The organism is Paenarthrobacter nicotinovorans, assembly GCF_021919345.1.
GTDB lineage: Bacteria > Actinomycetota > Actinomycetes > Actinomycetales > Micrococcaceae > Arthrobacter > Arthrobacter nicotinovorans.
Genome location: NZ_CP089293.1, coordinates 3452964 through 3467714 on the forward strand (window position 1 = coordinate 3452964; position 14751 = coordinate 3467714).

13 protein-coding genes are annotated in these 14751 nt (G+C 64.7%); 8 read left to right on the top strand and 5 right to left on the bottom strand.

Annotated elements, in window-relative coordinates:
* Positions 1-94 precede the first annotated feature (94 nt).
* Positions 95-295, top strand: coding sequence for a YegP family protein (locus JMY29_RS15995; RefSeq protein ID WP_179128305.1), 201 nt, complete (start codon positions 95-97; stop codon positions 293-295).
* A gap of 21 nt (positions 296-316) precedes the next feature.
* On the opposite strand, the gene JMY29_RS16000 is transcribed toward JMY29_RS15995, so the two are convergent.
* From JMY29_RS16000 to JMY29_RS16010, 3 genes are read right to left on the bottom strand one after another with little or no spacing between them, the layout of a single operon-like run.
* The gene (locus JMY29_RS16000) at positions 317-994 is read right to left on the bottom strand and encodes an NUDIX hydrolase (protein WP_018777034.1); all 678 of its coding nucleotides are present in this window, start codon (positions 992-994) and stop codon (positions 317-319) included.
* Positions 991-1785, bottom strand: a complete 795-nt coding sequence (nth, locus tag JMY29_RS16005) for an endonuclease III (RefSeq protein WP_018777035.1) — start codon at positions 1783-1785, stop codon at positions 991-993. The genes JMY29_RS16000 and nth overlap by 4 nt, the downstream gene beginning before the upstream one ends.
* Before the next feature lie 11 nt (positions 1786-1796).
* Positions 1797-3254, bottom strand: coding sequence for a hypothetical protein (locus JMY29_RS16010; protein WP_189075410.1), 1458 nt, complete (start codon positions 3252-3254; stop codon positions 1797-1799).
* 427 nt (positions 3255-3681) lie between these two features.
* Between JMY29_RS16010 and acs the strand changes: the two genes are divergently transcribed.
* From acs to JMY29_RS16030, 4 genes are all read left to right on the top strand, one after another.
* The gene (gene acs, locus JMY29_RS16015) at positions 3682-5727 is read left to right on the top strand and encodes an acetate--CoA ligase (protein ID WP_189075411.1); all 2046 of its coding nucleotides are present in this window, start codon (positions 3682-3684) and stop codon (positions 5725-5727) included.
* 156 nt (positions 5728-5883) lie between these two features.
* The gene (locus JMY29_RS16020) at positions 5884-6672 is read left to right on the top strand and encodes a DeoR/GlpR family DNA-binding transcription regulator (RefSeq protein WP_055973002.1); all 789 of its coding nucleotides are present in this window, start codon (positions 5884-5886) and stop codon (positions 6670-6672) included.
* A gap of 87 nt (positions 6673-6759) precedes the next feature.
* Positions 6760-7509: an ABC transporter ATP-binding protein gene (locus JMY29_RS16025; RefSeq protein ID WP_018777039.1), complete on the top strand. Its 750-nt coding sequence runs from the start codon at positions 6760-6762 to the stop codon at positions 7507-7509.
* A complete protein-coding gene (locus JMY29_RS16030) occupies positions 7502-8872 on the top strand; it encodes an FtsX-like permease family protein (protein ID WP_229778570.1) in 1371 nt (456 codons plus the stop codon). The genes JMY29_RS16025 and JMY29_RS16030 overlap by 8 nt, the downstream gene beginning before the upstream one ends.
* Positions 8873-8901: 29 nt before the next feature.
* Here the strand turns inward: JMY29_RS16030 and JMY29_RS16035 are convergent, their stop codons facing one another.
* Both JMY29_RS16035 and JMY29_RS16040 read right to left on the bottom strand, forming a co-directional pair.
* The gene (locus tag JMY29_RS16035) at positions 8902-9921 is read right to left on the bottom strand and encodes a LacI family DNA-binding transcriptional regulator (RefSeq protein ID WP_039242847.1); all 1020 of its coding nucleotides are present in this window, start codon (positions 9919-9921) and stop codon (positions 8902-8904) included.
* 14 nt (positions 9922-9935) lie between these two features.
* Entirely contained in the window at positions 9936-11135 is a 1200-nt protein-coding gene (locus tag JMY29_RS16040; RefSeq protein WP_064721405.1) for a Gfo/Idh/MocA family protein, read from the bottom strand.
* A 212-nt stretch (positions 11136-11347) separates the two neighbouring features.
* Between JMY29_RS16040 and JMY29_RS16045 the strand changes: the two genes are divergently transcribed.
* The 3 genes from JMY29_RS16045 to JMY29_RS16055 all read left to right on the top strand — a co-directional run bounded on the left by JMY29_RS16045 (position 11348) and on the right by JMY29_RS16055 (position 14679).
* Positions 11348-12307, top strand: coding sequence for a carbohydrate ABC transporter permease (locus JMY29_RS16045; RefSeq protein WP_189075412.1), 960 nt, complete (start codon positions 11348-11350; stop codon positions 12305-12307).
* 9 nt (positions 12308-12316) lie between these two features.
* Complete coding sequence (locus JMY29_RS16050) at positions 12317-13243, top strand: carbohydrate ABC transporter permease (RefSeq protein ID WP_039242850.1); 927 nt, start codon at positions 12317-12319, stop codon at positions 13241-13243.
* A gap of 71 nt (positions 13244-13314) precedes the next feature.
* On the top strand, positions 13315-14679 hold the full coding sequence (locus JMY29_RS16055) for an ABC transporter substrate-binding protein (RefSeq protein ID WP_018777045.1): 1365 nt from the start codon (positions 13315-13317) through the stop codon (positions 14677-14679).
* Positions 14680-14751: the final 72 nt, after the last annotated feature.

Sequence of the window (14751 nt, forward strand, 5' to 3'; positions counted from 1 at the left end):
ACTTTGGTTCGCCGCCGCTTGCCGATATTTTCACAGTGTGGGCAGCTTCAGCGACCCACAGGGCATGCAGGAAAGCATCACAAGGGGGAAAAGCATGGCAGGCAGGTTTGAAATTCTCAAGGAAAACGATCGGGCATACCGGTTCCGCCTCACGGCAGCCGATGGAACCGTGGTGGCGGAGTCGCCGACGTTCCCGCACCTTGACGGCGTTGTGGCCGGTATCAAGGCCGTTCGGGAGAATGCGGCCACCGGCTTGATCGTGGACCGTTCGACGCCGGCACGCAAGGCCGCCTGAACGGCTGCACCGGCGGCGCCGTCAGAGGTCGAGGTGGTGAAGGTTGGCTCTGTCCCAAGGCACGGTCCAACCCAGCTCGTCGAAGAGGCCGCTGAGGACCATACCGGTGAAGCCCCACACCAGCACGCCGTTGATGGTGAAGCCCGGGCTTGTGTAGGTTCGGCCCAAGCGGGAAATCGTGGCGGTGACGCGGTTGGCAGGGTCCAGCAGATCCCGGACCGGAACCCTGAACACCTGTGCCGATTCAGCGTAGTCCACCACACGGACAGGCGACGGGGCATCCCACCATGCCAACACCGGCGTTACCCGGAAGTTGCTGCGGATGAGTCCAAGCTCCGGGATCACGCCAAGGACGCGGACACCGCCGGCATCCAGCCCCGTTTCTTCTACTGCTTCGCGCAGGGCGGCTGCCACCACTGACTCGTCTTCTGGGTCCACGCTGCCGCCCGGGAATGCCACTTGCCCCGGGTGGTCATCCAGGGTGTGCGCCCGTTCGAGCAGCAGGACGTCAAGGTCTGCGGGTGCGATCTGCCGTCCTGACTCGGCGGGAACATCATCAAGGACGCCAAAAAGCATGAGGACGGCAGCTGCGCGGTTGGTCTCGGCCGTGACCGGGAGCAGGTCCCATAGGGCGGAATCCTTCTGCTGACCCGCCTCAAAACGGGACACCAGCGCGGTCAGTTCCTCCAGCGCGGTCACCCGGGCCTCCTTTGCGATTCCATGCGGATCTCCGCGGCGCGGTCTGTCTCGGCCAGCAGCCTTTCCAGCAATTCCTCGTTGCCGGGGGCCAGCTCATACTTCAGGAGTTTGGCGGCTTTAACGGGGTCCGTTTCGCCTTCCCCGTAGCTGGGACACAGGCTGGCCACCGGGCACGCGCCGCAGGCCGGCTTCCGGGAGTGGCAAACCCGCCGTCCGTGGAAAACCACACGGTGCGACAACATGGTCCAGTCCCGGGGTTCAAACAATTCGGCGACATCAAATTCGATCTTGACGGGGTCGTCGGACTCCGTCCATCCGAATCTGCGGGCCAGGCGGCCAAAGTGCGTGTCAACGGTGATTCCAGGAATCCCGAAGGCGTTTCCCAGGACCACATTGGCGGTCTTGCGCCCGACACCAGGGAGCGTCACCAGGTCCTCAAGCCTGCCGGGGACCTCGCCGTCGTACTCATCCACCAGCCGCGTGCTTAGCGCCAGGACGTTCCGGGCTTTGGCCCGGAAGAAGCCCGTCGGCTGGAGGATCGCCTCCAGCTCGGCGGGCTCGGCTTCGGCCATGGCCCGGGCATCGGGGTAGCGGGCGAACAGGATCTTGGTGACCTGGTTGACCGCGACGTCCGTGGTTTGGGCGGATAGGACCGTGGCCACCACCAGCTCGAAGGGATTCCTGAAGTCCAGCTCCGCGTGCGCGTAGGGATACTTCTCAGCGAGGACCCTGTTGATCTTGCGGGCCCTGCGCTTGAGTGCAAGGAGGGAGCCAGCTTCGGCGATGGCCACGGCGTCCCTGCCTAGCCGCGTTCGATGTTGCTGAGCTCCCGGAGAACCCCGACCTTGCCGTCGGTGTCCTGGACCAGGAACTCATGGCCACGGTCTTCGAGCGCGAGCACCCAGCCGCCTGGTTCGATGACGAAGGCGGGAGCGCCCGATTGTTCGTCGTACGCAGTGCGGGGCTGGGCCACGGCGAACCAAAACGCCTCGTACTGCGGCGCGTCGGACTCTTCCGGCCGGCTGGCGGGATCCACTGTTGCGCCGATGGTGTCGCTGACCTTCCGGGTGTCTCCGGAGACGATCGGGGTGGCCATGGTGGCAGCCCACGGCTGTTGGGTGGCGGTCTGCTGGGCTCCTGTCTGCGGCGCGGCGGGCTGCTGTGCGGCCGGCTGCTGCGGGTGCTGGGTGGTGGCCGGTTCGGCAGCCACGGGCCGGGAGTCCGCGGACTCGTCCGCGGTCTGCTGATCCTTCACGGCGTCTGCGCGCTCAGGCGACGCTGACCCGGCGTGTTCAGATACGGCAGCGGCTTCGGGGCCGGCAGCCGGCTCCCCAAAGGGCTTGGAGTCGGCAGAGTGCACGACGGCGGGAGCTTCCGTTACAGGCGACGGCGTGCTTCCGTAGGTTGCCGGCGGAGCAAAGGGGCTGGCGACGGCATTGGCACTGCCAGTAGCGGAGTTTCCGGTGCCGGGAGCACCCGCGCCCGGGCCGGCTGCAGATGCGGCAGTGGCAGCGGGACCGGATGCCGGGTACGCCGCTGAGGACCCTTGATAACCCGCACCCGCGTTGGCAGCGCCCGGAGTGACCGTTGACGTGGTCGCGGTGGGCTTGGGAGCCTTGGGCTCTTTCGGTGCCTTGGGTGCAGCCGGCTTGCGGCTGGGCACCGCTGCTTCACGGGCGACAACATGGGCCGGAGTCTCAGCGCGGCCCTTGAAATCGGCGGACAGCAAGGGCAGGTGCGGGGCAAGGACCGTCGCGGCCAGCAGGCCCACGGAACCAATCAAGCCCAGAAGCACGCTGCCATTGAAGTCAATGGCAAGGGTCAGGAAGAACAGGGGGAACGCAAAGGACGCTGTCACGGAGGCGAACTGATCGATGGACAGCGAGCCAACCCGGATGATCGTCCCCGGCTGCAAGCGCCGGGCGACGAAGAGGGCAACAACAACCAGGGGCAGGATGATGCCCAGCAGGAGGAAGAAAAGGTTTCCGAGGTTCCACAGGTTGTAGAGCGAGCCGAACATCGGCAGGAGGGACGCGACGAACATCAGCAGTGTCGAGCCAAAGACAGTGAGGTCCCGGATAGTGAAGGGGCCGGCGACGGCGTCGAACTTGGCGGCGCCGTTTGTTGTGGCATCGCTTTTTCCCGGCACGGCAGAGGTGTCCTCCGCAGCGGCGTTGCTACTTGCTGCTGTGGCCGTTCCAGCCGTGGTGTCCGGTCCCGTCGGCTGTGAGTCGTGCGGTCCTGGGCTCAGCTGGTTCATGTATTTCTCCTTCGTACGGCGGCGCCTTGGGCAGTCCGGTCCGGTGATCCACGCGGGATTCCGCGGCAACACCGGACACGCCTGAAGATGCGTCCCAAGACTTCTTCAGCCTATGCCACCCCACTGACAGCCTTCTAGCTGAAAACGGTCATACTGCCCGGCCCACAGGGAACTCCAAGGTTACTTACAGAATCCGGCACGCCATCCGGGGTCCGCAGCGGCAGGCGGGCACCGCCGTCGGGCGTCATGTAAGCGTTTCCTAGACGCCCAAGGTGCCATTCGGCGCTAAAAATGCGCCGCTCGCTGCCACGTTTGTGACCACGCACACGTAGGACCTTTCGAGGCGATAGTGTGGAAGGCGGACAATACTCTGCGGACCTCACGGCGGGCTCCGCGCAGCAAAGATCGATGAATAATGAGGTTCACCATGTCCCAGGACACCACCGGATCCACGGCCACCGCTGCAGCTTCTTCGGCTCAGAACGGGCAGGCCCCACACGTAGAGGCGCTTGAAAACCTCCTTCACGAGAACCGCAAGTTCGCGCCTTCGGAGGAGTTCGCTTCGAACGCGATCACGTCAGCGGATGCCTATAAAGAAGCTGAGGCTGACCGCCCCGCGTTCTGGGCCAAGCAGGCGCGGGAGTTGCTGACCTGGGATAAGGACTTCACCGAGGCCTTGGATTGGTCCAACCCGCCGTTCGCGAAGTGGTTTGTCGGTGGCGAGATCAACGCGGCCTACAACGCTTTGGACCGGCACGTGGAGAACGGCCTGGGCGACCGCGTTGCCATCTACTTTGAAGGCGAACCCGGCGACACCCGCAGCTACACGTACGCGGAGCTGACCGAAGAGGTCAAGAAGGCCGCTAACGCGTTCGAAGCCCTCGGTGTTGCCAAGGGTGACCGTGTGGCCGTGTACCTGCCCATGATCCCCGAAGCGGTCATCACGTTGCTTGCCTGCGCCAGGATCGGTGCCGTGCACTCCGTGGTGTTCGGCGGTTTCTCCGCTGACGCGTTGCGTTCCCGGATCGAGGACGCCGAAGCCAAGCTGGTGGTCACCGCCGATGGCACCTACCGCCGCGGCAAGCCCTCCGCCCTGAAACCAGCGGTGGACGAAGCCCTCTCCAAGCCCGGTCATACGGTCCAGAACGTCGTGGTGGTCAAGCGCAACGGCGAGGACGTCAACTGGGTGGAAGGCCGCGACCTGTGGTGGTCCGACACCGTGGACAAGGCATCCAACGAGCACACCGCCGTCGGGCATGACTCCGAGCACCCGCTGTTCATCCTCTACACCTCCGGTACCACCGGCAAGCCCAAGGGCATCCTGCACACCACCGGCGGCTACCTCACCCAGGGCGCCTACACCCACAAAGCCGTGTTCGACCTCCACCCCGAAACGGACGTGTACTGGTGCACCGCCGACGTCGGATGGGTCACCGGCCACTCCTACGTCACCTACGCGCCGCTCATCAACGGCGCCACCCAGGTCATGTACGAAGGCACCCCCGACTCCCCGCACCAGGGCCGCTGGTGGGAAATCGTGGAGAAGTACAAGGTCTCCATCCTCTACACCGCCCCCACCGCGATCCGGACGTTCATGAAGTGGGGCCGGGACATCCCGGACAAGTACGACCTCTCCTCCATCCGCGTCCTCGGCTCCGTGGGTGAATCCATCAACCCCGAAGCGTGGATGTGGTACCGGGACGTCATCGGCGGCAACGCCGGCAAGAACGGCGAGAAGAAGGAACACCCGGCCCCGATCGTGGACACCTGGTGGCAGACCGAAACCGGCGCGCAAATGATCGCCCCGCTGCCCGGCGTGACCGCCACCAAGCCCGGCTCCGCGCAGGTTCCGCTGCCCGGCATCGCCGTGGACGTGGTGGACGAAAACGGCCAATCGGTAGCCAACGGCGAAGGCGGCTACCTGGTGGTCCGCGAACCGTGGCCCTCCATGCTCCGCGGCATCTGGGGCGACCCCGAGCGGTTCAAGGACACCTACTGGTCCCGCTTCGAGGCCATGTACTTCGCCGGCGACGGTGCCAAGAAGGACGAAGACGGCGACGTCTGGCTCCTGGGCCGCGTGGACGACGTCATGAACGTCTCCGGCCACCGCCTCTCCACCACCGAAATCGAATCCGCCCTCGTCAGCCACCCGTCCGTCGCGGAAGCAGCAGTGGTCGGTGCCGCTGACGAGACTACCGGCCAGGCCGTCGTCGCGTTCGTCATCCTCCGCGGTGACGCCGTGAACAACGGCGACGAAACCGTGCTGGAACTGCGCAACCACGTGGGCAAGGAAATCGGACCGATCGCCAAGCCCAAGCAGCTGCTGATCGTCCCGGAACTGCCCAAGACCCGTTCCGGCAAGATCGTGCGCCGTCTCCTCAAGGACATCGCGGAAGGCCGCGACACCGGCGACGCCACCACCCTGGCCGACCCCGGAATCATGACCCAGATCGCCGAGTCGCTGCGCAAGTAGCGTCCCGGACCCGGCAAAACGACGTCGCCGCCCACCTCCCGGGTGAGCGGCGACGTCGTGCGTTTAATGGCGTCGTCACGCCTTTAAACGGGGGCCGCGCCCTAGACTGGAGCCAGACTCAGACCCATGTTTGACGAGGATCCCAGAAAGGCCCTGATGCTTCAGGCAGCACGCCACTCCGCCATCATCGATGCCGTCCAGCGCGAACGCGTGGTGCGGGTCTCTGATCTTGCCCAACAGCTGGGTGTCTCCCCCATGACCGTTCGCCGGGACATCGAAGCCCTCGAGGAAACGGGCCGGGTTGAGCGCATCCATGGCGGAGCCAAGCTGCCCGGCGACGCCAGCACCCACGAACCCGGATTCGAACTGAAATCCACGCAGCTTACCGCCGAAAAGCATGCCATCGCCGTCGAGGCTGCTTCCATGGTCCAGGAGGGCATGGCGATTGGCCTGAGTGCGGGTACCACCACCTGGGCCCTGGCCAAGGAACTGGTCAATGGGCCCCGGATCACCGTGGTGACCAACTCCGTGCGGATTGCGGATCTTTTCCACCACGGCGCTTCCTCGGGCCCTGGCCGCTTCGGATCCACGGTGATCCTGATCGGCGGCGAGCGCACCCCGTCGGACGCCCTGGTAGGCCCGATCGCAACCGCTTCGCTGAAGCAGCTCCACCTTGACCTGCTTTTCCTGGGTGTCCACGGCATGGACGCGCAAGCCGGTTTCACGACTCCCAACCTGCTGGAGGCAGAGACCGACCGCGCCTTCATGGCCTCGGCACGCAGCACCGTTGTCCTTGCCGACCACAGCAAATGGGGCGTGGTGGGCATTGCCTCGATTGCCCAGCTGGAAGAGACGGATGAACTCATTACCGACTCGCTTCTTGGGGAAGATGCGCGCCGCGTACTGGCTGAAAGCGTCGCGAAACTGAGGATCGCGGAGGCGTAAGCCCTCATACCCCGGGTGGAGGCCGGCGCGCAGAGTTCACCCGGTAGACGGACGCTGCGGCGTGGGCTCATTGGCGATGCTGGTCTTATGAACGCCATCCTCCACGCTCAGCAACTCACCAAGCACTACCCCGGCAGCATCGCCCTGGACCACGTCGACTTCACTGCGAACGCCGGGGAATCCATCGCGATCATCGGGCCGTCAGGTTCGGGCAAGACGACGCTTCTGCATTGCCTCGCCGGAATTTTGAGGCCCGACGCCGGCTCCATCACCTTGAGCACTCCCTCGGCGCCGCTCCGGTTGGACAGCCTGGGGGACGCGGCACTCTCGCGCCTGCGACGCGAAGAGTTCGGCTTCGTCTTCCAGCAGGGAATGCTCCTGCCGGAACTGACTGCCGTGGAGAACGTCGCCCTGGCGTTGATGCTGAACGGCACCGACCGCCCGACGTCCGAGTCCCGCGCTGCGGAGTGGCTCGCGGCCCTGGGCCTGGCGGGTATGGAACAGCGCCGGCTCGGTGAACTGTCCGGCGGACAGGTCCAGCGTGTGGCCATCGCCCGTGCCCAGGTGACAGGTGCCAGGGTGGTCTTTGCCGATGAGCCCACCGGCGCCCTGGACTCGGCAACGTCAGCCGAGGTCCTTGATGTGCTGCTGCACTCTGTGGCCGCCAACGGGCGGACCCTGCTGGTTGTCACCCACGATCCCAATGTGGCGGCGCGCTGCCAACGCGTGGTGGAACTCCGCGATGGCAGGATCGTGGCGGACAGCGGCAGCACCGTTGCCAGTCCGGTCCAGGCGGCTCCCGCGACCACCAACTTCAAGGGTGCCTTCAATGTCTAGCCTCAGCTTGGCCCTGCGCCTCACCCCGTATCTCGCGCGAAGCAGTGGCAGCAGCCTCCGCGAAACCGCCCTTCGCGACGCCGGGCTGCCCATCCTTGCGTTCGGGACCGTCACTGCCCTCCTGCTCACCGTTGCCGGTGGCTCACAGGTCTTCTGGTCCTGGACCGACGACATCGCCGGCACTTACCAGGCCTTGGCCGTCGTCGCCATGGTCCTGCTCATCATCCCGTTGCTGACCCTCGGCGCCTCAGCCGCGCGACTGGCCGCCCGGCGTCGTGATGACCGCTTGGCTTCCTTGCGGCTGCTGGGCGCGAACAGCGCGACGGTGGTCTGGATGACGGTCATTGAGTCCACCGCCCTGGCAGCTGTAGGCGCGGTGGCCGGTGCCGGACTGTACGCCTGCGCGGCTCCGTTCCTGGGCCTGATCCAGTTCCGCGGTCAGGCGATCGGCGGCCACGCGTGGTTGTCCGTTCCTTCCATCCTGGGCTGTGTCCTGGCGGTCTGCGTTCTCGCAGCGGCGAGCGCCGCGTTGGGACTGCGGAAGGTGGTGGTGACGCCGCTGGGCGTCCGGACCAGGCAGACGGCCGACGGCGCCCATTGGGTTCGCGGTCTCATTGCGGCTGTTGTTGTGGTGACCGGAGTGGTGGCGATGGGGATGCTCAGCAGCTTCGGGGCCTTCATTGTGATCATCGCCGTGATGGGCGGCTGCTTCGGTTTGGCCCTGCTGGCGCTGAACCTCATGGGCCCCTGGATCCTGCGCCTGCGGGCATCCTCGCAGTTGAAGCGTGCCAAGGGGCCGGAGCAGTTGTTGGCTGCAAGGACCGTACTGGAGAGTCCCAAGGAATCGTGGCGGCAAGTTGGGGGCGTCGCGATGACCAGCTTTGTGGGAGTCTTCGTCGGGGTGGGCATGGCGGTGGCCGACACCATGGGAGGCAGTGCGGGGGACGAAACCGCCCTGCTGGTCCGGGACATCAATACCGGCGTGATGATCACGCTGCTGGGTTCGTTCCTGATGGTGGCATGCTCAGCCGGGGTGAACCAAGCTGCGGCAGTCCTTGACCGGGCCTCGACACTGGTAGCCCTGGACCGGGTGGGAATGCCCCGGAAACTGATGGTGGCGGCACGGGTCAAGGCGGTGATGTCGCCCCTGTTCCTGGTGGCGGGCATTTCCGCAGCCGCTGCCGCGCTCCTGGTCCTGCCGCTGACAGGTGCCGTCCTGTTGACCCAGCCTGTGGTGTTCCTGACCATCGGCGGGGTGTTCGCGGCCGGCTTCCTGCTGGTCCGTCTGGCTGTCGCGGCCGGCACTGCGCAGATCGGCCAGGTGCTGGCCCGCCCGGAGCGCTACGCGAGCATGGACTCGTAGCCCCCTGCCCGCAGGCCCCGCTGCCCGCGCTATTGACAGCCGCACGACTGCCGGATGATGAGCTCGGTAGGCAGGATCTGGTGCTGCAGTTCCTCGCCGCGCCCCTTGCCCACCAGGGCCCGGACTGCCGCTTGTGCCATCGCTTTGACCGGCTGGGCAACCGTGGTGAGGGCCGGCCAACTGTATTCGGCGTCCAGGGAGCCATCGAACGAGACCAGGGCCAACTCGTCGGGAACCCGGACACCGGCTTCGTGGAGGGCGCGAAGAATGCCGATGGCCTGCATGTCATTGCTGGCAAAGATGGCGGTGGGACGGTTCGCCATGGAGAGGAACCGCTTGCCCACTTCGTAGCCTCCGGGACGGCTGAAGGGGCCGTGGAGCATCGGGCCGTCCGGCAACCCGGCCTCACGCAGGGCGGCGAGCCAGCCGACCTCACGGCCATCCAACTGGTTGCCTGTGTTGGTACCGATCGCCAGGCCGATGTTGCGGTGTCCATGGCCGATCAGGTGACCCACCGCCGCCCGTGCCCCGGCCTCCAGGTCCACTCCGACGCTGTTGAAGCCGGGCGGGGATCCTGCGTTGTTCAGGAGGACAGCCGGGATTTCCGAGGCTTCCAGTTCGGTGACATCGGGATCGAACACACAGCTGGCCAGGAACACCCCATCCACCTGCCGGGCAGCGAGGGTCCGGATGTTCTTGCGTTCGCGGGTCAGGCTTCCGTCCGAGTTCGTCAGCACCATGCCGAAGCCAAGTTCGGCCGCGGCGTCCTCCACCGCGTGGGCAAGCTGGGTGAAGAACGGGTTGGTGTTGTCCGGCACCACCACGCCGATGGTTTCGCTGGAACCCAGCTTCAGCGCGCGCGCCGCGGCGTTGGGCCGGTAGCCGAGGACGCGGATGGCTTCGCGGACTTTGGCTTCCGTTGCCGGGGCCACATTCTTGGGCCCACCGTTCACCACATAACTCACGACGGCGGTACTCACCCCGGCGTACCTGGCCACGTCTTTGCGTGTAACCGGGCCGCGCGGGGTTTGTACAGCTGTTGTTGTCATGGGGTAAATGCTAGCTACTCCACGGGAGCATCACCGAAGTCGCGGATGGGAAGACGCTCCCCGCCCCGAAGCGCGGACTCGTGGGCCACGATGCCGGGAAGGGTGAAGCGGGCAGCCACCCAAGCGTTGACCGGCGGAAGGCTGCGGTTGTTCACGGCCGTCACAAAGTCGTCCACCAGGAATTGGTGGCTGCCCTCGTGTCCATTGGGCGCCCCGAGGAACTCTTCCGGGAGGCGGGACTGGTCGTGAACCGGGGCCAGTCCTGAGATGAAGGCGTCCCGCAGCTCCGGAGCCACGTCAGCCAGTGAGGGATCGTCGGCGGACATGGTGGGCTTCGTTTCCACCTGCTCGGATACGTCTTCCACGGTGGACTTGTCCTGCCACACTGTGGTGGTTGCCAGTTGCTCGAAGCTGGCTTCGGTGCCGAAGAAGCGGAACCGGGACTCCCGGATGTGCGAGGGGTAGCCCACGCGGCGCATCTCGTTGGTCCGCATCGCACCGCCGTCGTTCATTTCGAACAGTGCGGTCGCGTTGGAGAAGTCATTGGCGAACATGCTGACGTCCTTGTCGAAGACGCCGTCGCCCCGCTGGTCCTTGACCCCGATGCAGCTCACGCTGACCGCATGTCCGGGCACGGCGCCCAGGACCCCGCCGATGGCGTGCGTGGGATAGAGCATGGGCGGGTAGCTGGCAGTTTCCTTCCACCGTTCCCCGCCACTGTACTGGTAGGCCTCGTAGAAGCCGAGGTCCATGTCGTGGACGTAGTCGCCCTCGGTGTAGAAGATCCGGCCGAATTTGCCGGCTTGGTGCTGCTGCCGGGCGAAGACGGTGGCGGGGTTGTAGTAGCTGGTCTCGCCCATGGCGTAGACCAGTTTCGTCTCGCGGACGGCCTCGATGATGCGCTCGATCTCTTCTTCGGAGATGGCCATGGGAACCGCTGAGTAGACGTGCTTTCCGGCCCGGAGGGCCTGCTCCACCAAGGGTCCGTGCGTCCACCGCTGCGTGAAGATGGCGACAGCATCGACGTCGGACTCCAACAGATCCTCGAAGGAGGCCATGGTGCCGTCCAGCCCCCAGCGCTCCTGCGCTGCGGCGGCGCGTTCAGGCAGCTCGTCCACCGCGTAGACCTCGCTGACACCGGGGTGGAGCTTGAAGAGGTGGGCGAACTGGCTGCCGAACTGCCCGGCGCCCACAACACCTATCGAAAACGTCATTGTTTACCTTTCCTGTGGCTACGGGTGCAGCCGTTTGTCTGTCGCATGACACGTACGGACGAGTTTCGCATCACGATCTACACGAGTCAACAGAAACAACATTTCTGAACATTTTTCATCAAAATCATGCGTCCGCTATTGCAAAGCCAAAATCTACTCGTGTAGATTCGCCTCCAGTTGTTACCAGCATCACTCCCACGAAAGGGTCGACGATGACCACGCTCACCAAGCAACCGGATCCGGGGCTCTCGGCCAAGGCGCCGCGGAAGTCACGGAAGCGGGGAAAACCATCCGACGGGTTCCGCGGCATCGGAGACCTGAAGGTCGCACTCTTCTTCATAGCTCCAGCGATGGTCGGATTGATCCTCTTCTACCTCGTCCCCACCATCCGGGGCATCTACCTCAGCTTCACCGAGTACAGCATCCTCGGCGACCCGGAATGGATCGGCGCACGGAACTACGAACGCATTCTCAAGGATCCGCTGTTCTGGAACGCCTTGAGCGTCACGGCGGAATACGTGGTGATCAACATCGTCCTTCAGACGGCGCTGGCCCTGGGCCTGGCAATCCTGATGCACCGCGTCGCAAAGTCGACCATCATCCGCGGTGCGCTCCTGATGCCGTACCTGATGGCAAACGTCATCGCGGCTCTCCTGTGGTTCTGGATGCTCGACTACCAGATCGGCATCATCAACCAAATCATCGAATGGACCGGACTGCCCCGCGTAGCCTTCTTCGGCAGCGAGCAATGGGCCATCCCCACCCAAGCACTCATCAACACCTGGCGGCACATGGGTTACACAGCCCTCCTGATCTTCGCCGGACTCCAGGCCATCCCGAACAGCGTCTACGAAGCCGCCAGCATCGATGGTTCCAAGGCCATGAACACTTTCTGGCGGATCACCCTCCCGCTGCTGCGACCCGTTCTGGTACTGGTCCTGGTAGTAACCGTGATCGGTTCCTTCCAGGTTTTCGACACCGTCGCGGTCACCACAGCCGGCGGTCCCGTCAATGCCACCCGCGTGCTGCAGTTCTACATCTACCAGCGCGCCTTCAACGAGCAGGACTTCGGCTACGGATCCGCCCTGGCTGTCATCCTCTTCCTCATCCTCGCCATCGTCGCTTTTATCCAGATGAAATTCCTCCGCGGCAACCAGTCGGACCTGGACTAAGGACACGCCATGACCACTTTCACCTCACCCACGAACACCGGCCGCCGTCGCCCGTTCAGCCGCCCCTTCAACTGGCGCCGCGCCATCGCCCTGACCCTCCTCACCCTTGCGATCGCCGTCAGCATCCTGCCCTTCTACTGGGTGCTGCGCACGGCCCTGTCCTCCAACGGCTCCCTCGCCGCCAACTCCGCCAACCTGCTCCCGGCCGACTTCAACCTGGGCGCGTTCAAGCGGGTCTTCGGCCTCCAGACTGCCTCCGAAGCCATCGCAGAAGGCGGCTCCGGCGCCTCGATCAATTTCTGGCAGTACCTGTGGAACTCCCTGCTCTTCGCCGGCATCACGACAGCCTGCGCGGTGTTCTTCAGCTCCATGGCCGCCTACGCATTCTCCCGGCTGCGGTGGAAAGGGCGCGACGCGGTCTTTTCCTTGTTCCTTGCCACCATGCTCGTCCCGCCGATCTTCACCGCCCTGCCCAATTTCCTGCTCGTGAAGAACCTGGGCCTGCTCAATTCCATGCTCGGACTCGTGCTGCCGTACCTGTTCATGACGCCGTTCGCGATCTTCTTCATGCGCCAGTTCTTCCTGAACATGTCCAGGGAAGTGGAAGAAGCTGCGATGCTCGACGGCGCCAAGCACTGGCGGATCTTCTTCCAGATCATCATGCCCAACGCCGCTGCCCCGATCGCGACCTTGGCGCTGCTGACCTTCATGGGTCAGTGGAACGAATACTTCTGGCCCCTGCTCGTAGGCACGTCCGAGGAATCCAGGGTGCTCACCGTGGGACTGGGAGTCTTCAAATCCCAGTCCCCGCAAGGCGCTCCGGACTGGTCCGGGCTCATGGCCGCAACGCTCGTGTCCGCCACGCCCGTGCTGATCCTCTTCGCCATCTTCGGCAAACGGATCGTCAACTCCATCGGCTTCAACGGCACCAAATAGCTCTCTCCACCTGCTCACGCGGAAACCGGCATGTGCCGGCACGCACCCATCCAGTCCTGAAAGGACCAACCATGATGAACAAGAAGGCAATCGGCGCCGTCGCCGTCGCGGCAGCCGCCGTCCTCGCACTGTCCTCCTGCTCCGGCGGAAACTCCGGAGGCAGTTCCGGCGGAGACTCTGCCAAGGGCGAGATCAACTACTGGCTCTGGGACGCCAACCAGCTCCCCGCCTACCAGCAGTGCGCAACCGACTTCACCAAAGCCAACCCGGACATCACCGTCAAGATCACCCAGACCGGTTGGGACGACTACTGGTCCAAGCTCACCAACGGCATGGCCTCCGGTACTGCACCGGACGTCTTCACGGACCACCTGTCCAAGTACCCGGACTTCCTCAAGACCAAGCAGCTGGTGGCCCTCGATGACGCAGTCTCGAAGGACAACGTGGACCTTTCCCAGTACAACGAAGGCCTCGCTGATCTCTGGGTAGGCCAGGACGGCAAGCGCTACGGCCTGCCCAAGGACTGGGACACCGTGGCACTGTTCTACAACCAGAAAATGGCCGCCGACGCCGGCATCACCCCGGAACAAATGGGCTCCCTGACCTGGAACGCGCAGGACGGCGGCACGTACGAGAAGGTCATCGCCCACCTCACGGTCGACAAGAACGGCAAGCGCGGCGACGAAGCCGGCTTCGACAAGGACAACGTTGCCGTCTACGGATTGGGCCTCCCGGGTTCCGATGCCGAGAACGCCGGCCAGACCCAGTGGAGCTACCTGTCCGCCACCACTGGCTGGACCACCACAGACAAGAACCCTTGGGGCACCCACTTCAACTACGACGACAAAAAGCTCCAGGACACCATCGGCTGGTGGGCTTCGCTCGCTGCGAAGGGCTACATGCCCAAGCTTGAAACCACCGTTGGCGCCAACGCCGCCGACAACTTCGGTGCAGGCAAGGCCGCCATCAACAGCAACGGCTCCTGGATGATCGGCCAGTACACCAGCTACAAGGGCATCGACCTCGGCATCGCCCCCACGCCCCAGGGCCCCGATGGCAAGCGCGCTTCCATGTTCAACGGCCTGGCCGATTCCGTGTGGGCCGGCACCAAGAAGAAGGACGCCGCCGTCAAGTGGGTGGAATACCTCGGCTCCGCCGCCTGCCAGGACGTCGTAGCTTCGAAGGCTGTTGTCTTCCCGGCCATCACCACCTCCTCCGAGAAGGCCGCAGACGCCTTCAAGGCCAAGAACGTGGACGTCAGCGCTTTCACCCAGCATGTGAAGGACAAGACCACCTTCATGCTCCCGATCACGGACAACGCCTCCAAGGTTTCCGGAATCATGAAGCCTGCCGTGGACGCGGTGCTCGCCGGCAAGGCCCCGGCCAGCTCGCTGACAGCCGCCAACGAGCAAGTCAACGCACTCTTCGCGAAGTAGTAACAACCCTCCCGTTGTGGGGCCCGCTCTGCGCACTCTGACGCCCCTCAGGCGCGCAGAACGGGCCCCACA